Origin of the sequence: Streptoverticillium olivoreticuli subsp. olivoreticuli (assembly GCF_003391135.1) — a bacterium.
GTDB classification, from domain to species: Bacteria; Actinomycetota; Actinomycetes; order Streptomycetales; family Streptomycetaceae; genus Streptomyces; species Streptomyces blastmyceticus.
Map to the genome: position 1 here is coordinate 7,637,328 of NZ_CP031455.1, position 21,876 is coordinate 7,659,203.

A 21,876-nucleotide genomic window follows, 5' to 3' on the forward strand; every position below is an offset into this window, starting at 1 on the left:
GGGTGCGCCGCGAAGGAGAGGCGGGACAGGTAGACGCTCGGCCCAAAACCCAGCCCGGCCGACTACCGCCTCGGCGCCGCCCAAGCGCTCAGGCCCAACTTCCCCGTCGTGCCCAGGTCGATCGTCTCCGGCACGTCCTGTCGAGCAGAACCCGGCACGGGGGCGACGGACACATACGCCCCGTTCACAGGCGACCCGGCCATATCCACCGTGTTCCGCCACGCCAGCGCCGCCACCGCCTTCTGTCCCGGCGGCAACGTCAACCGCACGGGCCCCGCGTCGAAGTCCTCCTGGGCGAGGATGGACTTCGCCCCGCGCTCGAGTTCCACCTCCACCGGCCTCCGGTCGCGGTCGAGGATCCGTACGTCCGGATAGCCGTTCACGACCTGCTCTTCCTTGCCGCAGTTGGACACCTCGATCGTCAGCACCCGCAGTCCCATCGCCGCGTCGGACGGGCCGGTCCGGACGAGGAGCCCCGACGCGGGGCAGGCAAGTGGGGCGAACTCGTCGGCCGGATGGGGCGTCGGATCAGCGGACAGCGGGCCCGCCGGCCTCGGTGCCGGCACGACGCAGCCCGAGAGCAGCCCCGCCGCGGCGAGCAGCACGCCGAGCCGGAGGAGCCGTGCTGCGGATATGGATGCGGCCGGTCTCATCCCGACATCGTGTCATCCGTCTCCAGCCACGACGCATCCGGCGCCGGCGCCGGCAGGGCGAGCGGGTTGAGCAGGGCATGCTGCGCGTAGCGGACCGCGTCGGCGGGCGCCGCGAAGGCGTGGTGCTCGTGGGAGCGCAGCCTGCGCAGAACGCCCAGGGAATCCAGGTGGGGGCGGTGGTTCGGGCGGATGCCGCTGAGGAGGATGTGGGCGCGGCGCCGGTAGTGGATGTCGATGGCCTCCCCGAGGGCGAGCACACCGGTGGCGTCGATGATGGTGACGCGGGCCATGTGCAGGATGGTCACGGTGGCCTGGGAGCCGCTGACGGGTTTGAGGAGCCGTTCGGCTGTGGTGAAGAGGAGCGGCCCGTCGATGCGGTAGACGGCGACGGACGCGTCGTCGGGTACGGGTGGCGGTGCGTCGCCCTCGCGGGCCGGGTTCTGCCGGGGCAGCATGCGGTGGACCGCGGCGGTCCTCGTCACCGCGTGCAGGGACAGCGCCGCGGTGAGCGCGACGCCGACGGTGACACCGGTGGCGAGACCGAACAGCAGGGTGGACGTCGCGGTGACCGCGGCCACGGCCAACTGCCCGTGGCCGGAGCCGCGCAGGGCCCGCAGCGCGGTGAGGTCGACCATGCGCGCGGCGGTGGCGATGAGGAAGCCCGCCAGCGCGGCCAGGGGGACGGCGGACACCAGCGGACCCGCGGTGAGGGCGACGAGCGCGATGGCGGCCACGTTGACGAGGGCGGCCAGCCGGGAGACGGCTCCGGAGCGGATGTTGATGCCGGTGCGGCAGACGGTGCCCGTCGCGGCCACCCCGCCGAACAGGGGAGCGACCACGTTGGCGACGCCCAGCCCGAGGAGCACGCGGTCGCCGTCGTGGCGCTCGCCATCGCTCAGCGCGTCCGCCGCCGCTGCCGTCATCAGGGCTTCGAGCGCGCCCAGGGCCGCGACGGCGAGCACCGAGGGCAGCAGGTGCGGCACCAGCATCGGCGAGACGAAGTCGAGGGAGGGGGCCGGGAGTCCCGCGGGCAGCCGCCCGACGGTGGCGAGCGGCAGGTGCAGGAAGTGGGTGAGCGCGGTCGCGATGCCCACGGCCAGGAGCGGTACGGGCAGGACGGGGCGCAGGTGCCGGCCCGCCAGGCACAGCGCGAGCACGCCGATCGTCATCGCCGCCGCTGCCCCGTTCCGGTCGGGCGAGAAGTCGCCGAGGGCCCGGACCGCCGAGACGGCGACGCCCTCGCCGTCCGCGCCGTGGGTGCCGAGCGCCGCGGGCATCTGCTGGCACACGATCACCGCGGCGCCGCCGGTGACGAAGCCCGTGACGACGGGTGCGGGCACCAGGCGCACGTACCGGCCGATCCCGAAGCGGGCCGCGGCCATGAGCACGAGACCGGCCAGCAGACCGGTCGTCAGCGCGCCCGCGGCCCCATAGGCCCGGGCCACCGGCAGCAGGGCCACGGCCAGGATCCCGGTCGGCCCGGTGATCTGCAGCTTCGAGCCGCCGAGCACCGTCGCCAGCCCTCCGGCGACCACCGCGCTGACCAGCCCCGCCTGCGCCCCCAGTCCGGAGGCCACGCCGAAACCGAGGGACAGGGGCAGCGCGGCCACGGCCACGGACAGCCCGGCCACGGCGTCCTCGCGCGGCGACGCGCACATCACGGCGAGGTCGTCCCGCGTGGGCAGATACGTGGGTAGATGCGTGGGCAGGTATCCGCGGACCCGGGCCGTTGCACGCGACAGATACCGGACGGCGGTCTGCGTGTGCGACATGACGTCTCCTGTGTTTATCATCTGGAATTTTTTCGCATTGCCGAAATCCGGTGCGGGGGGAATAGGAGGGCGTCGGACGGTCGTGGCTCCTGAGGAATCGCAGCAGGTGGACAGGGGTGAGCGCGGCACCCGGGGTTCCGTGTGCGCTGTACGTCGTTTGTTGCACGCTGGCATTTCCGACGGCGTCGACGCAAGAGGGAAACCGCGTTCGGGGAACTCCCTGGAAGGTGCATCGAAAACAAGACAGAGGGGGAATTGCACGGCATTTCCCGTGCCCCGGCCACGGAGATTTCCCGGGGGCGCCCGCCCGTCCGCGCGCCCCCGGGCGCCGCCCGCACCCCTCCGCGCCCTTGACTCGTCGGTTGCCGAATAGTTCGGTGACCGATGTAATCTCAGTCGCGGGAGGTGGCATGGCAAGCGACCTGAGACGTCCACGCACACCCGGACCCCGCGTGCCCGGCGTCCTGATGCGCGAGCGCGCGCGGCCGGAACGCATACGCAACCGCCCGGGCGCCTGGCGGCCGGCCGTCGCGACCGTGTGCGCCGGGGCCTTCATGGGCCAGCTCGACGCCAGCATCGTCACCCTCGCCTACGGCAGCCTCCGCGCGGAGTTCCACGCCTCGCTCGCCGCCGTCACCTGGGTGTCCCTCGCCTACCTCCTCACCCTCGTCGCCCTGCTGCTGCCCGTGGGGCGGCTCTCCGACGCCCACGGCCGCAAGCTGCTCTACCTCCACGGCTTCGTCGTCTTCACCGCCGGCTCCGCGGCCTGCGCGCTGGCGCCGAGCCTCTCCGCCCTGATCGCCCTGCGCGTCGTGCAGGCCGCGGGCGCGGCGATGATGCAGGCCAACAGCGTCGCCCTGGTCACCACCAGCACGCCCCCGGGCCGCCTGCGCCTCGCCCTGGGCGTACAGGCGGCGGCCCAGGCGCTCGGGCTCGCGCTGGGGCCCCTGACGGGCGGCCTGCTGGTCTCCACCCTCGGCTGGCGGTCGATCTTCGCCCTCAACGTGCCCGTGGGACTGGCCGCCCTGGTCGCCGGGCACTATCTGCTGCCGCGCACGCGCACCCGCCACCGCGCCCAGGGCTTCGACTGGCCCGGGCTCGCGCTCCTGGCCGTCGCCACCACCGGCCTGCTGCTCGCCCTCTCCCTCCTGCCCCAACCGGCCGTCCCCGCGGGGTGGACCGCCGGGCTGTTCGTCCTCGCGGCGGGCGCGGCGGGCGGCTTCGCCGTACGCCAGCGCCGGGCCGTGTCACCCCTGCTCAGCCCCGGACTGCTGCGCGTGCGCGCCGTCCCCCTCGGCCTGGCCGGAGCCCTGTGCGGTTACCTGGTGCTCTTCGGCCCGCTCGTGCTCGTGCCCCTCGCGCTCACCGCCCACGGATCCTCGGCCCTGAGCGCCGGGCTGGTGCTCAGCGCGCTCCCGGCGGGCTTCGCGCTCGCCGCCGCCACCGCCGACAGGGTCCTGCCGTACGCATGGGACGAGCGGTCCCGCTGCACGCTCGGCGCCGCCCTGTCCGCGGGCGCGCTCGCCCTCATGCTCGTCCTGCCCTGGCACGCCTCGTCGCTCGCACCGCTCCTCGCCCTCCTCGGTCTCGGGCTCGGTGTCCACGTCCCCGCCAACAACACCCTCGTCATGACCGCGATCCCCGCGCGCTCCTCGGGCACCGGCGGCGGTCTGGTCAACATGGCCCGCGGCTTGGGTACGGCCCTGGGCGTCGCCCTCGTCTCCCTCGCCCTCCAACTCCCCGGCGGCACACACTGGCCGGACGGCCCGCAGCGTGCCGTACTCACCCTGCTGGCCGCTGCCTTGGCCGCGCTCGCCGTCGCGCGGCGGAACGCGGCCCCTGGCACCCTTCCGGGGACCGGCCGTCTCCCCGCGCCGATTACAGTGATGCCATGTCCCCGCAGTCCAGGCACCACCCGCCGACGGCCCGGCCCACCGCCGCGGGCGCACCGGACGCCCGGCTCCTGACGGAGGCCGTCACCCACCTCCGCCGGGCCCTGCGCGCCTCGATCCGCACCGAATACCCGTGGGAGACGCTGCCCATGGCCCAGGTCGAGCTGCTCCAGGTGCTGGCCGAGCACTCACCCGCCAGGGTCGGCGACATCGCGGCGCGGCAACGCCTGGCCGTCAGCACCGTCAGCGGCCTGATCGGCCAGATGATCGGCGCCGGTCTCGTGGCCCGCGCCGTCGACCCCCGGGACCGCCGCGCCTCCGCGGTCACCCTCACCGACGCCGGCCGCGGACAACTCGCGGCGTGGGCGCAGGCCCACGAACGCCGCTTGAGCGAGGCCCTCGAATCGCTGGACGCGGACGACCGGTCGGCCGTCCGCGCGGCCCTCCCCGCCCTGCTCCGCATCGCCGACCTCCTCGATCCGGGCAGCCCCTCCTGACATGCCTCCCGGCCGTCCCCGACCGGCCGGAAGGGCCCACCTCGGCCGCGGGGCAGAGATATTGAGGCTGGCGGCTCGGGGGTCACCAGTGCCAGACTGCGTTGATGATCAAGCGATCCGCGGACGCCACCGACCGGGCCTGGGCCCTGCTCGGCGGGGATCCGGCGCTCACCGCCGCCGTCGGGTACGGCGGGCCCGACGCCCGGACGCTGCCGTCCCCGCTGCCCGTCGGGGAGTTCGCGCGGGCGACCGTCGCGGTGTGCGCGCTCGCCGCGGCCGAGTTGAGCACCGTACGACGCGGCGGCGGCACGCTGCCGAGGGTGACGGTGGACGACGGGGCCGTGGCAACCGCGTTCGTCAGCGAGCGCCTTCTGCGGGTCGACGGGCGCGCGGTCGGCACCTTCGCGCCGCTGTCCCGGTTCTGGCGGAGCGCGGACGGCTGGGTGCGCACACACGCCAACTACCCCCACCACCGCGCCCGTCTCCTCGCCGCGCTCGGCATCGCCGACGCCGCCGATGAAGACGCCCTCGTCGCCCGTGTCACCGCCGCACTCGCGGAACGGCGCGCCGAGGACGTGGAGGAGGCGGCGTACGCGGCCGGTGCGCTCGCCGTCGCCGTCCGCACCCCCGGCGACTGGGCCCGCCACCCCCAGGGCGCGGCCGTCGCGCGGCGGCCCCTGCTCTCCCTGGACCGGATCGCGGGCGGACCCGTACGCAGGCCGGAGAGGGGTCCGGCCGCGCACGGGCTGCGCGTGCTCGACCTCACCCGGGTCATCGCAGGCCCCGTGGCCACCCGCACGCTCGCGCTGCTCGGCGCGGACGTGCTGCGGATCGACACGCCGGAGCTGCCCGAGAGCCAGGACGCCCACGACGACACGGGATTCGGCAAGCGCTCCGCCCTGCTCGACCTCGGACGGGCCGCAGACCGGGCCACGTTCGAAGAACTGCTCGCGGCCGCGGACGTCGTCGTGACCGGCTACCGCCCCGGAGCGCTGGACCGCCACGGGCTGTCGGCCGAGGCGCTCGCCGAGCGCCGCCCGGGGCTGGTCATCGGCCAGTTGAGCGCGTGGGGGACGTACGGGCCGTGGGGCGGCCGGCGGGGCTTCGACAGCCTGGTCCAGGCGGCCTGCGGCATCGCGGTCACCGAGGCGGCGCCGGACGGGACGCCGGGCGCCCTGCCCGCGCAGGCGCTGGACCACGGCACGGGATACCTGCTGGCGGCGGCCGTGCTGCGGGCGCTCACCGACCAGTGCGCGGGCGGCGGCACCCACCTCGCGCGGTTCGCACTCGCGCAGACGGCGGCATGGCTGACCGGCGGCGGAACGGGCGGGCGGGACACGGGAGAACCCAGCGGTACGTACGAGCCGGGGGAGTGGCTGCGGGAGGCGGACGGCCCCCTGGGGCGCGTGCGATTCGCGGGGTCACCGGTGCGGTTCGCCGGCGGACCGGCCGACTGGTCGCGTACGCCGGGGCGATGGGGGACGGACGAGCCGAAGTGGAACTGACGGTTCAGGCAGCGGCGGGGCGCGGCGCGGCGGAGCCGTCGCGTCAAGACCCCTGCCGGGGACCGGGCGATGTCCGTACCGGCCCTTACGATGAAAACGTGCCCGATCCCGATCACCAGCACGGTTCCTACCTCGCCCGGGGCCCGCACGTGGCCCTCCGCCCCCTCACCCACGACGACGCGGCCGAGTTCACCGCCCTCGCGCGCGCCAGCACGCAACTGCACCACCCGTGGCTGGCGATGCCCACGGCGTACGCGGCGTTCACGGCGTACGTCGACCGCATCGCCGAGCGGCAGTCGGTGTCCCTGCTGGTCTGCCTGCCCGACTCCGGAGGGGCGATAGCGGGATTCGTCAACATCAACAACATCGTGCGCGGCGGCTTCCAGAGCGGGGCCCTCGGCTACGGCGCCTTCGCGCCCAGCGCCGGGCGCGGGCACCTGAGCGAGGGCCTCGGGCTCGTACTCCGCCACGCCTTCGGCCCGTTGGGCCTGCACCGGCTGGAGGCGAACATCCAGCCGGGCAACGCAGCGTCCCTGGGGCTGGTCAAGCGGCACGGGTTCCGGCTGGAGGGGTTCTCGCCGGGGTTCCTCTTCATCGACGGGGCGTGGCGCGACCACAAACGCTGGGCGATCACCGCCGAAATGATCCCGGACCACCAGGGCTGAGAGAACGAGGTTGCCGTGCCCACGACCATCAGACGAGCCGTGCTGTCGCTTCCCGCCGCCCCGCTGGGCCCGGAGAATCCGCTGCCCGCGCTGCTGTCCCCCCTCAAGCCGCACCACCTCGACGCCGCGCAACGCGCGCGGCTCCCCACGGCCATGGCCCGGCAGGTGGGCTACGGCCCGCTCCGCTCCGTCCTGCCCGTCCGCCGCCGCGACGGCTACTCCCGTGAGCGCACCCCCACCGACGTCGAGGCCGTCGTCATCGAGAACGACCGGCTGCGCGCGACGGTCCTGCCCGGCCTCGGCGGCCGCGTCCACTCCCTGGAGCACAAGCCGACGGGCACCCAGCTGCTCTACCGCAACCCCGTCGTCCAGCCCGCCGAGTTCGCGCTGAACGGCGCCTGGTTCTCCGGCGGCATCGAGTGGAACATCGGCGCCACCGGCCACACCCCGCTCTCCATGGCACCCCTGCACGCCGCCCGGGTCCCCGCCCCCGACGGCGGCGAGATGTTGCGGCTGTGGGAGTGGGAGCGGATGCGCGACCTGCCGTTCCAGGTCGACCTGTGGCTGCCCGACGACTCCGACTTCCTCTACGTGGGCGTACGCATCCGCAACCCCCACGACCGGCCCGCCCCCGTCTACTGGTGGTCCAACATCGCCGTGCCGGAGAGCGCGACGAGCCGGGTGCTCGCCCCCGCCGACGAGGCCTGGCGCTTCGGCTACGAACGCAGCCTGCGCCGCGTCCCCGTGCCGCACTGGGAGGGCGCCGATCGCACATACCCCCTCAACAGCGAGCACGCCGCCGACTTCTTCTACGAGGTGCCCGACGGCGCGCGCCGCTGGATCGCCTCCCTGGACGCGGACGGCCGGGGCCTGGTGCAGACCTCGACCGACCTGCTGCGCGGCCGCAAGCTCTTCGTCTGGGGCGCCGGGCGCGGCGGCCGCCGCTGGCAGCAGTGGCTCACCGAGCCCGGCACGCCCGGCTACGCCGAGATCCAGGCCGGCCTCGCCCGCACACAGCTGGAGCACGTCCGGCTCGAAGCGGAAGGGGAGTTCGCCTGGCTGGAGGCGTACGGGCCGCTGGCCGCCGACCCCGCCACCGTGCACGGCGCCGACTGGGGCGCCGCGTGCGGCGAGGTCGGGACCCGGCTGGAAGCGGCGCTGCCGCGCGCCGACGTCGAGCAGGCGTACGCCGCGTGGCGGCCCTACGCCGACCTCGACCCCAAGGAGAGCCTCGCGACGGGATCCGGCTGGGGCGCCCTCGAAGTCGAGCGCGGCCGCTTCACCCTGCCCGGCACGCCCTTCGACCCCTCGACCCTGGGCGAGGAGCAGGCGCCCTGGCTGGAGCTGCTGCGCTCCGGCTCCCTGACCCCGCCGCGGCAGGTGCTGCCACCGGTGCCGACCCTGGTGTCGCCCTACTGGCGCGACCAGTTGGAGACCGCCGAGACCGGCAACCCCCACTACGACCGCTACCTCGCCTACCACCTCGGCGTCGCCCGCTGGCACGCAGGGGACCGCTCGCAGGCCGTCCGCAGCTGGGAACAGATCGCCGACGGCGACTGGCCCGCGATGCGCTGCCTCGCCGTCGCCGACCAGGAGGACGGCCACCCGGAGCGGGCCGCGGACCGCTTCCTGAAATCCTTCGACAGCGCCCGCGCGCAGGCCCACGAAGGCGCCTCGTGGACGGCCGCGACGGCCGCGCTCGGCCGCGAGACGATCGAGGCCCTGCTCGCCGTGGACCGCGCCGACGACGCCGCGACGGTCCTGGCGGGCCTGCGCCCCGGCATCCGCGAACGCGGCCGTTTCCGGCTTTTGCACGCGCGTGTGCTTCTTGCTCAGGGGGATGCGGTGGGGGCTCGCGAGATCTTCGACCGGGGGTTCGAGGTTGATGATCTGCGGGAGGGGGACGAGGTGTTGACGGATACGTGGTACGCGATCGCGGAGCGGTTGGGGTCGGAGGCGCGGTTGCCTGAGGGGTATGAGTTCCGCATGCGACCTGAGTAAGCGGCTGTGGGTGCGGGTCCGTTGCGTACGTTGCGCCTGCGGCGGGCTTGTTCCCCAGCCCCGCCCCTTCCCGAACTGGGGCTTCGCCCCAGACCCCGGAGCACGCTTCGCGCGCTGTCCTCAATCGCCGGACGGGCTGAATCAGCCCGTCCGGCGATTGAGGACGCGGCCGAAGGCCGCTCCCGCCGCAGGCGGCAACCGGCCCGCAGCCGGGGGTCTGGGGCACGCGCCCCAGTTGCGGGAAGGGGTGGGGTAGGGGAACAAAGCCCGCCGGGCCGCACCCGAGCGGGGGTCCGGGGCCGGAGCCCCGGCCGCGGCGGAGCCGCGCATCAGACGCTGTGGGAAGGGGCGGGGTGGGGGAAAAAATCAGCGCGCGTCCGCGCGTTCGTACACTGCCACCCGACGGCCGTTCACCGTCACGTCCGAGACGATCCGGAATTCCTCCCGCAGCACGCTCAATTTCGTACGCTCGCGGACAGGATCCAGCGACCGCCCCGCGATCCGCGCCGCGTCACTGACCACCACCACCCGCCGCACAGCGCGAAGCGAAGCGCGGATCTCCCGGGGCGATCCCTCCTCGCCCTTCAACGTCCCCGAACGGCCAGGGCTTTCGATCAGGGCCACATCCCTCAGTCCGGTGAACTTCGACGGTGACACCAGCGCCGTGTCCCGCCGGGCCGCCGGGATGAAGAGCACCGCGTCGCTCGGGCGGGCGACCCGTGCCACCTGGTCCGCCGCCGCGAGGACGTCGTCGACGCGGCTGTGCGGTGTGCGGAGGTGGAGTTCCACGGGGAGGAGCGCGGTGAAGGCGAGCCCGGTGGCGGTGGTGAGCAGGAGCCGGGGCCGTGCCGTCCGCCGCCGGGAGGTCACCGCCCGGATCGCCCGGCAGGCCGCGAGGCCGAGCAGCAGTGCCAGCCCGATCTGGGTGTAGAGGACGTAGCGCACGAGGTAGACGGGCTGGACCAGCGAGGCCAGGACGAGCGCGAGCTGCGGCACCGCGAGCAGCGGCAGCGCTATCGACACGGGCGATATCCGCCCCGCGCGCCGGTGCGAGACCCTGGCGCACAGGCAGCCCACGGCGATCAGGAGCCCGATGGCCAGGACCGTGGGCCAGGTGAGCGGGCGTATCCACGAGACCTGGAAGGACTGGGCGCGGCTCGCCGCGATCAGGGGCAGCGCCCCGCCGACGGCCGCCGCCGCGGACACGGCCCACCGCCGCACCGGTGTACGGCCGGGCCGTACGAGCGCGACCGACAGGGCGTGGGCGGGCAGGACCAGCAGCGAGAACCAGTTGAGCAGCGCGCCGGCCAGCACCGTCAGGGCGTACGCGACCCACCGCCACCTCGGCGCCGGGCGTTCCAGCGCGGCGACCAGGAGCCGGGTGGCCAGCGCCGCCCCGGCCGTGACCAGGGCGTACGCCCGGCCTTCCTGCGCGTACTGCTGCACCGCAGGGAACAGTGCGAACGCGAGCCCCGCGCTCAGCCCCGCCCAGGGGCCGGCCAGCCGCGCGCCGAGGGACGCGGTGAGGGCGGCGGCCGCGGCCATGGCCAGCGCGGAGGGCACCCGCAGGGTGTAGAGGCTGTCCCCGAAGAGGGCGAAGAGGCCGTGCGTGATCACGTAGTAGAGGCCGTGGACGAGGTCGACCTCGTCCAGCAGGTGCCATATCCCGCCGAGCGAGCGATGGGTGACCTGCCAGGTCGCGGCCTCGTCGCGCCACATGCTGTGCCGGCGGGTGATCCCCCACAGCCCGAGGGCGAGCGTCACGGCCGCCGGGATGCCCGGGACGAGGGCGCGGGTCCGCAGCCGCGGCCGCCGTGCCGCGGGGATCGCGGCGGGGGCGCGGCCGGTGGTGGACGGCCGGGGTGGAGCCAGTGTTGCCAAGGTTCCCTGGCCTCCCTCCATCATGCTTTCACTAATCACTTAGTGAAAGCATGATGGAGAGGGTGTGCCGAGGTCAACCGAAGATCCACGGGACGCGCGAAGCCCCGGCACGGTGGCTTCCGTGCCGGGGCTTCGAGGGTCCTCGTGGAGCGTGTGCGCTCAGCCGGGTTTGCGGTCGACGTATTCGAAGACCAGGCCGTCCGGGTGCCGGGCCACCAGATTGCGGCCGATCGGCGTCGGCACCGGCCCCGCGATGATCTCCGCGCCGACCGCCCGGAGATCGGCCAGCGACTCGTCGACGTCCGAGACGGCGATGGTGGCCGTGATCTTCCGCAGGATCGACAGCTCCCGCTCCGGGCCGCTCATCAGGAAGAAGCAGCCGACGGCGGCGACGGAGACGCCACCGCGCTGAAAGCGGAGAGCTTCCGCGCCGGTGAGGCGTTCGTAGACGGCGACGGCTGCTTCCAGATCGTTGACACACACCCTCAGCGAAGTCCCCAGAATGTTCATGGGAACAAGGCTAGTTGGAGGCGACGCCCCCGCGGGCGCGGCAACCGGAACAAGCCGGTACTAGCCCGCGAAGTCCTGCGCCCACCAGTAGTTGCCGTCGACGACCGTGACGCCGACACCGGTGTACTTGTAGTCGCCGAGCATGATCTGGCGGTGGCCGGGCTCGTCGATCCAGGCCTGGACGACCGAACGCGCGTCCTTCCAGAAGCCGGGATAGCCCGCGGCGTTCTCGGCGGCACCGCCGCCGTGGGTGTAGCCGTACGCCTTGAGCGATTCGTAGATGTGCCCGAACGCCCAGTGGCCCTGCTGCCCGCGGCGGGCCTCCTCGTCGGCCTCGTCCTGGGCGGTGTGGGTGAGAGCCGGGTCGTACTGGAGGGCCGGCTTGCCGTTCTGCGCGCGGTAGTTGTTCACCAGGTCCAGCACCTGCTGCTGGAGCGTGCCGGCGGGCGGCGTCGTGGAGCCGCCGCCCGAGGGGCGCGACCACTTCTGGGCGTCCGTGTAGTTGCAGGTGTAGATCTGCAGCTGGGTGCCGTCGGCCGCGTTGCCGCCCGGGACGTCCAGGCACTTGCTCGACTGCGGGTTGACCAGGACGCCGCCCTCGGCGTAGACCCACTTCTGGGCACCGGAGTCGTTGCAGTCCCACAGCTGGACCGCGGTCCGGTCGGCGGTGCCGCTCGACGCCACGTCCAGGCACTTGCCGAGCGCCTTCACCGTGCCGCCGACGACGCCGGGGGTCTCGCCGTACGTCCACTGCTGGGCGCCCGAGCCGTTGCAGGTGTACAGCTGCACGGGCGTGCCGTTGGCGGAGCCGCCCGCGCGGACATCGAGACACTTGCCCGCGAGCCCCCGGACCGCGCCGGGGCCGCTGTCGGCGGCGTGCGCGGCGGTCGGCACGAGGGCCAGGGCCGCGGCGGCGAGGGCGGTGGCGCCGGCTATGCGGAAGGTCTTGGGCATGGGTGTGTCCTCATCGATCGTGGGGCCGGGCCCCGGCGTCGTGGTCTCGATGAGGCTAGGAAGGGCCGATCAACAACTCATGGGCGCTCATTGGACACTTGATCACCCGTGGGCCGGCCCTCCTTTCACGCCCGGCACAGCAGCTCCGCGTTCAGGACCGCGAACCACGCGTCCTGCGACCGGCCCCAGTCCCGCCACGCCCCGGCGATCCGGTGCAGACCCGCCTCGTCCGTGAACGAGCCGTCCACCGCCAGACGCGCGTACGACGACGCGACCGTGCGGTCCGCCCACAGCCCGCTCCACCACGCCCGCTCCTCCGGGGAGGCGAAGCACCACGCGGACGCGGTGGCGGTGACGTCGGTGAATCCGGCGCGGCGGGCCCAGGAGAGGAGGTGGCGGCCGGCGTCGGGTTCGCCGCCGCCCGCGCGGGCGACCCGCTGGTAGAGGTCCTGCCAGTCGTCCAGCCCCGGCACCCGGGGATACCAGGTCATGGCCGCGTAGTCCGCGTCGCGCACCGCGATGACCCCGCCGGGCCGGCACACCCGCCGCATCTCGCGCAGCGCGGCCACCGGATCGCCGAGGTGCTGGAGCACCTGGTGCGCGTGGACGACGTCGAAGGAGTCGTCGGGGAAGCGCAGGCCGTGGACGTCGCCGACCGTGAAGTCCGCGTTCTCCAGGCCGCGTTCACGGGCGGTCGCGCGCGCCCGGTCCAGGATCTCCTGCGTGGTGTCGAGGCCCACGACCCGGCCCTTCGGCACGAGCGCGGCGAGGTCGGCGGTGATGGTGCCCGGGCCGCAGCCGATGTCCAGGATCTCCATGTGCGGCGTCAGTTCGGGAAGCAGATGGGCCGCGGAATTGGCGGCGGTGCGCCAGGCGTGCGAGCGCAGGACGGATTCATGGTGTCCGTGGGTGTAGACGGCGGACGGTTCCGGCATGGGAGCCCCCTCGGCGTGCGCCCGCTTCGGTACGGGCGGGTGCCCTCACCGTACGCAGCGCTCCCACATTCCGAGAAAGCCGTCTCATATTCCGGGCAGCCGTCGGGCGGTCGACGCCTCCGGTCGCCCCTCGCGGACCCCGGGCGCCGACCCTCGGACGCCGGACGGCCTCGTATGCCGTCCGGCGCCCGAGGACACCTCGGGCTACGACGTCACCGGGACTTTCGGGGCGCCGTTGTGGTCATGGTGGCGGCTGATGTTCTTCTCCAGCAGGGCCAGGCATTCCGCCACGCCCACGCTGTCCGCCGTGAACTCCGGCAGCCGGCCGTCCGCCGCCTTCAGGCCGGTCAGCGCGTCGTCCATCGCGGTCTGCGCGGCGAAGAGGCACGGCGTGCTGTAGATCGCCACGTCGACGCCGAGCGCCCCGAGCTCCGGAAGGGAGAGCCGGGGCGATTTGCCGCCCGCTATCTGGTTGAAGAGCAGCGGTTTGTCGCCGATGACCTCGCGGACCTTGCGTATCCAGTCCACGCTGCGGACGCCGTCGACCAGGATCACGTCCGCGTCCGTCGCGGCGAGGGCCTTCGCGCGGCGCAGGATCTCCGCCTCTTCCGTGGCGTCGGTGCGGGCGACGACGACGAGGTCGCGGCGGGATTCGAGGACCATGGTGAGCTTGTCCAGGTACTCCTCCAGCGGCAGCACCTGTTTGCCTTCCACGTGTCCGCAGCGCCGCGGCCGTTTCTGGTCCTCCAGGATCACCCCGGAGGCGCCGATGGCCTCCAGGTGCTGGACGACGTGGCAGGCGGTCTCCGGGTCGACGTAGCCGTCGTCGATGTCCACGAGCAGGTGCTGGGCGGGGAAGGCGAGCCGCAGCCGCTGGACGAAGGAGACGAGGTCGGGCCAGGCGATGAAGCCGATGTCGGGCAGGCCGTAGTGGGACGCGGCGAAGCCGAAACCGGAGACGAACATGCCGTCGTAGTGCTGGGCCGCGGCGGAGGCGGAGAACATGTCGAAGACACCGATGAGGGGTGTCGTTCCGTTCTCGGCGATGGCCGCACGTAGCCGATCGGGGTGGTTCACGGTACCCTCCGAAACATTGGGTTGCGTCGATGCGACGCTCCGGCCAACTGCCTGCGAAGCTCCGGCCGGTGCGCGCGCGTCACGGGACACATCGGGGAAACACATCACGGACAGGGCCGGGACCCACGCCGGCGGGCGAGGGTCCCGGCCTTCGTTCATGTGGTTCGTGTTCGGGGTCTGCCATTCGGACATTAGTCAAGGAATGGTCATGCGGCAATGTTGGTCGAGTAAAGAAGAGTTTGTCGCGATGCTTTTGAGCCGAGCGCCCCAACAGCCTTGATTCCTCCGGGCGTCCGCCTCCGGGCGGCCTGCGAGCCCACGGGCTCGTCGCATTCCGGTTGACGGGGGAGCGGCCCGCCCCGCCCGGCCCGCCCACAATGGCGCGTTCACCCCACCCGCCCGCGCAAGGGGTGTCCGCTCGCCTCGCCGCCGCCCGGATTCCCGCCGACAATGGGTGCCATGAGTTCCGACACGCTGCTCAAGCGGCACGGCGAGGCCCTCGGTCTCTTCACGGAGCACGTGCACGCCGTCGGCCCCGGCCGGTGGGCCGACGCGACGCCCTGCACCGAGTGGACCGTACGCGACCTGGTCAACCACCTCACCGCCGAACAGCTGTGGGTGCCGCCCCTGTTGGACGGCGCGGCCGTCGAGGACCTCGGCGACTCCCTGGACGGCGATGTGCTCGGCGACGACCCGGCCGCCGCCTGGGACGCCGCCGCCGGCGCGGCGCGCGAGGCGTTCGCCGCGCCGGGCGCCCTGAAGCGGACCGTGCGGCTCTCCTACGGCCCCACGTCCGCCGACGCGTACGCCGCGCAGATGACGGCGGACGCCGTCGTGCACGCCTGGGACCTCGCCCGCGCGATCGGCGCCGAAGAGCAACTCCCCAGGGCGCTCGTGGACTTCACGCGGCGCGAGGTCGAGCCGTACGCCGGATCCCTCTCCGGCACGGGCCTGTTCGCCGAGGCGGTCGAGCCGCCCACGGGGGCCGACGCCCAGACCCGGCTGCTCGCGCGACTGGGCCGGAAGGCCTGATCAGCCGGCGCCCGCCTCGTGCGGCGGGACCGGCGGCACCGTCGGATCCGTCACGAACTCCACGACCGCGGGACCCTCCGCCGCCAGCGCCTGCCGCCACGCCCCCTCGACGTGCTCGGGCCGCTCCACCCGGATCCCGGTCAACCCGATCGAGCGCGCGAACGCCGCGTACGACACGTCCGGCAGCTCGTGCGACGGCAGGAACTGGGGGGAGCCGCTCATCGCCCGCATCTCCCACGTCACCTGATTGAGGTCGTGGTTGTTCCACACGCCGATGACCAGCCGCGGATCGTCCCACCGCGTGTGGTACTTCGCGGCGGTGATCAGCTCGGCCATGCCGTTCATCTGCATCGCGCCGTCCCCGACCAGCCCCACCACCGGCCGGTCGGGGTGCGCGAACTTGGCGCCGATCGCGTACGGCACACCGCACCCCATCGTGGCGAGCGTCCCGGACAGCGAGCCCCGCATCGTGCCGCGCATCCTGATGTGCCGCGCGTACCAGCCGGCGACCGAACCGGAGTCGGAGGTCAGGATCGCGTTGTCCGGCAGCAGCGGCGACAGCGCCCGCGCCACGTACTCCGGGTTCACCGGCTGCGCCGCCGCGTCGGCGCGCCGCGCCATCACCTCCTCCCACTGCCGCACCCCGGCGGCGACCCCCTCCTGCCAGTCGCGCCCCTCCTTCCGGCGCAGCAGCGGCAGCAGCCGTTGAAGGGTGGTCCGGGCGTCGCCGGTCAGATTGACCTCGTACGGATAGCGCAGGCCGATCATGTGCGGGTCGATGTCGATCTGGACGGCACGCGCCTGGCCGTACTCCGGCAGGAACTGCGCGTAGGGGAAGTTGGAACCGACCGTCAGCAGCGTGTCGCAGTCACGCATCAACTCGTACGAGGGGTCCGTGCCGAGCAGCCCCACCGCGCCCGTCACATAAGGGAGTTCATCGCTCAGCGCATCCTTGCCCAGGAGGGCCTTCGCCACCCCGGCGCCCAGCACGTCCGCGACCTCCTCGGTCTCGGCACGGGCGCCCGCCGCGCCCTGCCCGATCAGGATCGCCACCTTCTCACCGGAGTTGAGCACCTCCGCCGCCCGGTGCAGCGCCTCCTCCGACGGCACCGCCTGCCAGCCGCTGCGGTCCAGGCTGGAGGGCACCATCTTGAAGGCGTGCGTGGGCGGCGAGTAGTCGAGGTCCTGGACGTCGCCGGGGATGATGACGGCCGTGGGGGCGCGCCGCGCGTACGCGATGCGGACGGCCCGGTCCAGGACGTTCGGCAGCTGCTCGGGGACGTTCACCGTCTCCAGGAAGTCGGAGGCGACGTCCTTGAAGAGCGAGTGCAGGTCCACCTCCTGCTGGTACGCGCCGCCCATCGCCGAGCGGTGCGTCTGCCCGACGATGGCCACCACCGGCACATGGTCGAGCTTCGCGTCGTAGAGACCGTTGAGCAGATGGATCGCGCCCGGCCCGGACGTGGCCGCGCACACCCCCAGCCGGCCGCTGAACTTGGCGTAGCCGACCGCCTCGAGCGCCGACATCTCCTCGTGGCGGGACTGGATGAACCGGGGCCGGTTGTCCGCCCGTTCCCAGGCCGCCAGCAGCCCGTTGATCCCGTCGCCGGGGTAGCCGAAGACCTGTTCCACGTCCCACGCGCGCAGCCTCGCCAGAAGGAAGTCGGACACTTTCTGACTCATGTCTCTCACCTGTTCTCGGCGTCCGTTACGCCGTCCGGGTGGCCGGCCGTACGGGAAGGGCGGGGGACGGCCGGTCGACGGGCTGCTGCCTCCTCGCGGGTGCGGCGGTGCGTGGCCGGACGGGTAACCGGTCACCCTCCATCGAAACCCCGCGGGCGGCCCCGCGCCCGCCCGGCGCCCGGCCCGGGTTTCCGGCTCACCCGCGCAGCCCGTGTCGGGCCGCCGCGGGGCCCGCGATCTGCCAAGGTGGTCGCAGAGTCACGGCGGGCGGAGGTACGGATGCAGGCGAGCCTTCCCGCGCTCCCGGCCGTCACCGCACCCGAACGCGGACTCCCCGTACTGCCCGAGCTCGCCGACCGCCTCGCCGCGGCCGCCGCCGACAGCGCGTCCCAACCCCTCGGCGGGGGCCCCGAACTGCGCGCCGCCGCCTGCGGCTACTGGTCTCGGCGCGGCCTGCCCACCGAACCCGACCAGGTCCTCGCCGCCCCCGGCGCCCCCCTGCTGCTCCTCGCCCTGCTCGCCGCGGCGGGCGGCGACGTCCTCCTCACCCGCCCCTGCGCCGCCTGGTACCTGCCGCTCGCCCGGCTCGCCCGGCGCCCCGCCTTCCACGTGCCCGTACCGGCCGAGTGCGGCGGCGTCCCCGACCCGTTCGCGCTGCTGGAGACCGTGCGCCGGATCCGGGACGAGGGCGGCAGGCCGCGCCTGCTGATCCTGTCCACCGCCGACGACCCGACCGGCACCGTCGCACCGCCCGAGATCCTGCACGAGGTCTGCGAGGCGGCCGTCGCCGAGCGGATGACCGTCATCAGCGACGAGACCTGGCGCGACACGCGCCACCACTCCGGCGGGACCGTCTTCCTCGGCCCCGCCGAGATGTGGCCCGAGCACGTCGTCGTCCTCACCGACCTCGCGGGCGCGCTCACCCCCACCGCCTGGCCCGCCGCCGTGGCCCGCTTCCCCGCCGCCGGCCGCGGGGAGGTCCTGCGGGCCCGGGTCACCTCGGCGCTCGCCGCCGTACGCGCCGAGCTGGCACCCCCCATCGCCGCGGCCGCGGCCTACGCCCTCGCCGAGCCCGGGCCCGTACGCGCCCGGACGGCCGCCGCCGCCCGGCTCTACGGCACCCTGGGCGCCGCCGCCCGCGAGCGGCTCGCCACCGCCGGGGTGCTCAGCCGGCCGCCGCAGACCGGCCCGTACCTCTACGCCGACCTCGGCGAGCTCCGCACCGCCCTCGCCGCCCGCTCCATCACCGACTCCGTCGAACTGGAGGCCCACCTCAGCGCCGCGCTCGGCCGGCCCGTCCCCGGCGGCCACCGCTTCGGGGACGCCCCCGACGACCTCCGGGTCCGGCTGTCGACCCCGCCGCTGCTGGGCGCCACCGACGCCGAACGGCAGCGCGCCCTGGACGCGCCGGACCCGCTGGCCCTGCCCGGGGTCCGCGCGGCGCTGACCGATTTCGGCTCGGTCTTCAGCGAACTCGCCGACAGCTGACCTACCGTCGATGCCGACCGTGCGTACCGAGCCTCACGCGCCCACCGGGCCCCCGCCCCCGAGGCCCGCCGCCGCACGGGCGGGCGCGCGCCGCACCACCCCGGTTCCCCATGGAATGGAGCCCTCTCGATGACCGAACAGACCGAGCGCTCCCTCACCGAGCCCCCCGACTCCCTCACCCGGCCCCGGCCCCGCCCCCTCGGCGAGAACCGCCTCTGGCCACGGTCGTTCGCCGACCGCCTCACCACCCCGCTGCCCGGCGTCCGCGCCCTCGCCCGGCTCGCCCGCGAGCGCAGACTGCGCCCGGACCCCGTCGCGCTCCGCCAGATCCCCGCGCTGCCCGTCGCGCCCGGCCCGCTGCCCGCCGTCGACATCACCACCACCGCCGTCACCTGGGCCGGGCACGCCAGCTGGGTCCTGCGCCTCGGCGGCCTCACGGTCCTCACCGACCCCGTCTGGTCCCGGAAGATCCTCGGCACGCCCGCCCGGCTCACCCCCGTGGGCATCCCCTGGGAGGACCTCCCGGCCGTCGACGCCGTCCTCATCAGCCACAACCACTACGACCACCTCGACGCCCCCACCCTCAAGCGGCTGCCCCGCGGCACCCCGCTCCTGCTGCCCGCGGGCCTCGGCCGCTGGGCGCGCCGCCGCCGCTTCACCCAGGTCACCGAGCTCGACTGGTGGGAGTCCGTCGAACTGCCCGGCCCGGCCGGCCCGGTCCGCTGCGACTTCGTCCCCGCCCACCACTGGAGCAAGCGCACCCTCACCGACACATGCCGCTCCCTGTGGGGCGGCTGGGTGCTCACCGCCCCCGGCGGGCGGCGCGTCTACTTCGCGGGCGACACCGGCTACGGCCACTGGTTCGAGGCCATCGGCCGCCGCTACGACGGCATCGACCTGGCCCTGCTGCCCATCGGCGCGTACGACCCGCGCTGGATGCTCGGCCCTGTCCACACCGACCCCGAGGAGGCCGTACGCGCCTGCGGCGACCTGGGCGCACGGGCCATGGCCCCCATGCACTGGTCGACGTTCGTCCTCTCCGCGGAACCCCCGCTCGAACCCCTGCACCGCGTCCGCGCGGCATGGGAGGCGACCGGCCGCCCCCGCGAGGACCTGTGGGACCTGCCGATCGGGGGGAGCCGGGTGCTCTAGGCCGAGCTCGGCGGACCCCTGCTCTCCGCAGGCCGTCTGTCGCCTGCGGCGCTTCCCCCCCGCTACCTCCCCCGGACTCCGTCCGGGGGTGCCCCCACGGGCTGGGATGCGCACTCACATCAGCCGACTCAAGCCTGTCCGGCGATTGAGGACACCGCCGCGCAGCGGTGGTGCGGGGCGGCCGGGCCCGCCGTCAGGCCTCCAGCACGTGCACGCAGACCGGCAGCCCGTTCGCCGGGTCGACCGTCCGGCGCTCGCGCCGCATCCCCAGCTTCCGCATGACCGCCTCCGAGGCGTCGTTGCCGACCTTGTGCACGCTCACCAACCGGGCGAGCCCCCGGTCACGCAGCGCGAAGTGCAGCACGGCCCGCGCCGCCTCGGTCGCGATGCCCCGGCCCCAGAACGGCTGCCCCAGCCGCCAGCCGATCTCCACGGCGGGCAGGATCTCGGGGAGGTACCCCGGCACGGACAGCCCGGCGAACCCGGCCAGCCGCCCCGTCTCCCGCACCTCCACCGCGAACAGCCCCACGCCCAGCTCGTCCCACTCCCGCTCCCACTCCGCGATCCCCGTCGCGGTCTGCTCCCGGTCCCGCACGGCACCGTCGGCGATCCACCGCATCACCTCCGGATCGGCGTTGATCGCCGCCATCGGCTCCAGGTCGTCCTCGCGCCAGCGGCGCAGCGTCAGTCGGGGCGTTCGAAGCGAGGTCATGCCGCCATCCTGCCCAGGGGCCCCGCGCCGGAAGCCGGACGACCGCGGTGTCTTCACATCGTTCGCCCGCCCCCGGGTTCAGTCCTGGAGCCGTGCCTGCACGAGCGCCTGCGAGCCGTCGGTGCGCCACGTCGGCAGGGCCGTGTCCAGCCGCTCCACGGTCTCCGCCCGCATCCCCACGACCACCTCCGACTTCAGCGTGCGCAGTGCGACGAGGGCGCCCGGCACCCCGGCCACGGCGGTGGCGAAGGGCAGCGTCGCGGGCCAGGCCCGATCGCCCACCAGGCGGCGGTAGTTGAGGTCGCCCTTGACGACGCACAGGGTGCCCGGGGCGAGCGCCGCCCGCAGGTCGCCGGGCATGCTGTCGAAGCCGAGCGGTGAGCAGAAGAAGTCGTGGCCGAGCAGGCGGAGCCGGCCCGCGGCCGCGGCGTCCAGCAGGCGGCCGCCCGCCCTGCCCGCCTCTTCGGGGAAGGCGGCGAGCCGCACCAGGCAGTCCCGCACATCGGAGGTGACGGCGTCGGAGACGAAATAGGGGCGTGGTTTGACGTGCAGCACCACACCGGTCGCCCGCCCCGTTGTCAGCAGGTGATCGGCCAGCAGCAGGTCGGCGAGGAGCTCGCGCCCCGCGTTGTCCAGGATCACGTGGATCTCGCCCGGCGGCCGCCCGGAGACGTGGCGCCACACCGCGGCGCTGTCGTCGGCGAGGAGCGGGGGGACATCGGTGCCGTCCGTGGCCGCGGCGTCGTGGACCAGCCGGAAACCGAGGTCGGCCCGGTTGCCGTACAGGGACGCCAGCAGCAGGGCGTGGAAGGTCTCCGCCGGTGCCGCGCCGTCCAGCCCGTCCAGCCACGCCGTGTCGGACTCCAGCCCGGGATCGGCCAGTTCGGCCGACTTCATCGGGGCGAAGGGGTCCACTCCCTGCCAGGGGCCGGGGGCGAAGTAGCCGACGCACTCCAGCAGACGCAGATAGAAATAGTTCTCGGCCCACAGGAACGGCACCTCGCTCCACGGCCGCCCGAAGTAGCCGCTGCCCCCGGAGAGCCACCGCGCGTGCCCGGCGGTCGCGGCCTCCGGCGGCCGGACGGCGCCGGAGCGCGACTCCTCCACCAGGGCCTCGAGCCGGGACCGCTGCGCCGGGCCGTAGGGATTGCTGTCGCACAGCTTCCGGATCAGGGCGGGATGGCGTTCGTGGAAGACTCCCCAGCCGAACCCGCGGGGGTCGGCGATGCCGTGGACGGCGGCGGTTTCGTTCATCGTCTGCCTCGCTTCGTGGGACGGCGCTCCCGCCATGGTGTCGCAGGTCACAGGGGTGCCGGTGGCCGCCCCCGCGTCGTCGCCGGGCGGGCGCGGCGGACGAATGACGGCGGGCGGGGTGACTCGCAGCACCTTTTGCGGTCGGCGGGGCCGCTCCGCGGGACAAAAATCAAGGATTTTGCGGAGGTCACCCGTCCGGTCACCATGTCCTGT

The 21,876-nt window shown here is 74.0% G+C and carries 18 protein-coding genes; 8 read left to right on the plus strand and 10 right to left on the minus strand.

Translation table 11 applies throughout. From position 1 onward, the window contains the following. Positions 1 to 62 precede the first annotated feature (62 nt). Both DXZ73_RS33145 and DXZ73_RS33150 read right to left on the minus strand, forming a co-directional pair. Entirely contained in the window at positions 63 to 653 is a 591-nt protein-coding gene (locus tag DXZ73_RS33145) for a DUF4232 domain-containing protein (protein ID WP_116214640.1), read from the minus strand. Next, a complete protein-coding gene (locus tag DXZ73_RS33150; RefSeq protein WP_162890422.1) occupies positions 650 to 2,425 on the minus strand; it encodes a SulP family inorganic anion transporter in 1,776 nt (591 codons plus the stop codon). Before DXZ73_RS33150 ends, DXZ73_RS33145 begins: the two co-directional genes overlap by 4 nt. Positions 2,426 to 2,835: 410 nt before the next feature. Here DXZ73_RS33150 and DXZ73_RS33155 point away from each other — a divergent pair, with 410 nt between their 5' ends. The 5 genes from DXZ73_RS33155 to DXZ73_RS33175 all read left to right on the plus strand — a co-directional run bounded on the left by DXZ73_RS33155 (position 2,836) and on the right by DXZ73_RS33175 (position 8,985). Beyond that, positions 2,836 to 4,392, plus strand: a complete 1,557-nt coding sequence (locus DXZ73_RS33155; RefSeq protein ID WP_116214642.1) for an MFS transporter — start codon at positions 2,836 to 2,838, stop codon at positions 4,390 to 4,392. After that, a complete protein-coding gene (locus DXZ73_RS33160; protein WP_116214643.1) occupies positions 4,317 to 4,814 on the plus strand; it encodes a MarR family winged helix-turn-helix transcriptional regulator in 498 nt (165 codons plus the stop codon). The genes DXZ73_RS33155 and DXZ73_RS33160 overlap by 76 nt, the downstream gene beginning before the upstream one ends. 104 nt (positions 4,815 to 4,918) lie before the next feature. After that, positions 4,919 to 6,319 carry a CoA transferase gene (locus DXZ73_RS33165; RefSeq protein ID WP_116214644.1) on the plus strand — a complete coding sequence of 467 codons (1,401 nt, stop codon included), beginning with the start codon at positions 4,919 to 4,921 and terminating at the stop codon, positions 6,317 to 6,319. Positions 6,320 to 6,417: 98 nt separating this feature from the next. After that, on the plus strand, positions 6,418 to 6,984 hold the full coding sequence (locus DXZ73_RS33170; RefSeq protein WP_240351601.1) for a GNAT family N-acetyltransferase: 567 nt from the start codon (positions 6,418 to 6,420) through the stop codon (positions 6,982 to 6,984). A 15-nt stretch (positions 6,985 to 6,999) separates the two neighbouring features. Continuing rightward, on the plus strand, positions 7,000 to 8,985 hold the full coding sequence (locus DXZ73_RS33175; protein WP_116214646.1) for a DUF5107 domain-containing protein: 1,986 nt from the start codon (positions 7,000 to 7,002) through the stop codon (positions 8,983 to 8,985). Between the two features lie 366 nt (positions 8,986 to 9,351). On the opposite strand, the gene DXZ73_RS33180 is transcribed toward DXZ73_RS33175, so the two are convergent. The 5 genes from DXZ73_RS33180 to DXZ73_RS33200 form a co-directional block, all read right to left on the minus strand. Next, complete coding sequence (locus DXZ73_RS33180) at positions 9,352 to 10,866, minus strand: glycosyltransferase family 39 protein (RefSeq protein ID WP_240351602.1); 1,515 nt, start codon at positions 10,864 to 10,866, stop codon at positions 9,352 to 9,354. A gap of 159 nt (positions 10,867 to 11,025) precedes the next feature. After that, positions 11,026 to 11,376 (minus strand): VOC family protein, encoded by a 351-nt coding sequence (locus DXZ73_RS33185; protein WP_116214647.1) that lies wholly within the window; start codon positions 11,374 to 11,376, stop codon positions 11,026 to 11,028. 60 nt (positions 11,377 to 11,436) lie between these two features. Then, positions 11,437 to 12,330: a CAP domain-containing protein gene (locus DXZ73_RS33190; protein WP_116214648.1), complete on the minus strand. Its 894-nt coding sequence runs from the start codon at positions 12,328 to 12,330 to the stop codon at positions 11,437 to 11,439. Positions 12,331 to 12,455: 125 nt separating this feature from the next. Further along, positions 12,456 to 13,265 (minus strand): class I SAM-dependent methyltransferase, encoded by an 810-nt coding sequence (locus tag DXZ73_RS33195; RefSeq protein WP_116214649.1) that lies wholly within the window; start codon positions 13,263 to 13,265, stop codon positions 12,456 to 12,458. 204 nt (positions 13,266 to 13,469) lie between these two features. Then, positions 13,470 to 14,342, minus strand: a complete 873-nt coding sequence (locus DXZ73_RS33200) for an isocitrate lyase/PEP mutase family protein (protein WP_240351603.1) — start codon at positions 14,340 to 14,342, stop codon at positions 13,470 to 13,472. A gap of 459 nt (positions 14,343 to 14,801) precedes the next feature. Between DXZ73_RS33200 and DXZ73_RS33205 the strand changes: the two genes are divergently transcribed. After that, the gene (locus DXZ73_RS33205; RefSeq protein ID WP_116216040.1) at positions 14,802 to 15,374 is read left to right on the plus strand and encodes a TIGR03086 family metal-binding protein; all 573 of its coding nucleotides are present in this window, start codon (positions 14,802 to 14,804) and stop codon (positions 15,372 to 15,374) included. On the opposite strand, the gene DXZ73_RS33210 is transcribed toward DXZ73_RS33205, so the two are convergent. Then, entirely contained in the window at positions 15,375 to 17,057 is a 1,683-nt protein-coding gene (locus tag DXZ73_RS33210) for a thiamine pyrophosphate-requiring protein (protein ID WP_116214650.1), read from the minus strand. Positions 17,058 to 17,336: 279 nt separating this feature from the next. Here DXZ73_RS33210 and DXZ73_RS33215 point away from each other — a divergent pair, with 279 nt between their 5' ends. Both DXZ73_RS33215 and DXZ73_RS33220 read left to right on the plus strand, forming a co-directional pair. Continuing rightward, positions 17,337 to 18,545 carry an aminotransferase class I/II-fold pyridoxal phosphate-dependent enzyme gene (locus DXZ73_RS33215; RefSeq protein ID WP_116214651.1) on the plus strand — a complete coding sequence of 403 codons (1,209 nt, stop codon included), beginning with the start codon at positions 17,337 to 17,339 and terminating at the stop codon, positions 18,543 to 18,545. Between the two features lie 129 nt (positions 18,546 to 18,674). Continuing rightward, entirely contained in the window at positions 18,675 to 19,697 is a 1,023-nt protein-coding gene (locus DXZ73_RS33220; RefSeq protein ID WP_116214652.1) for an MBL fold metallo-hydrolase, read from the plus strand. A gap of 193 nt (positions 19,698 to 19,890) precedes the next feature. Here the strand turns inward: DXZ73_RS33220 and DXZ73_RS33225 are convergent, their stop codons facing one another. Beyond that, a complete protein-coding gene (locus DXZ73_RS33225; protein ID WP_116214653.1) occupies positions 19,891 to 20,409 on the minus strand; it encodes a GNAT family N-acetyltransferase in 519 nt (172 codons plus the stop codon). Between the two features lie 78 nt (positions 20,410 to 20,487). Next, on the minus strand, positions 20,488 to 21,663 hold the full coding sequence (locus tag DXZ73_RS33230; protein ID WP_116214654.1) for a damage-control phosphatase ARMT1 family protein: 1,176 nt from the start codon (positions 21,661 to 21,663) through the stop codon (positions 20,488 to 20,490). Positions 21,664 to 21,876: the final 213 nt, after the last annotated feature.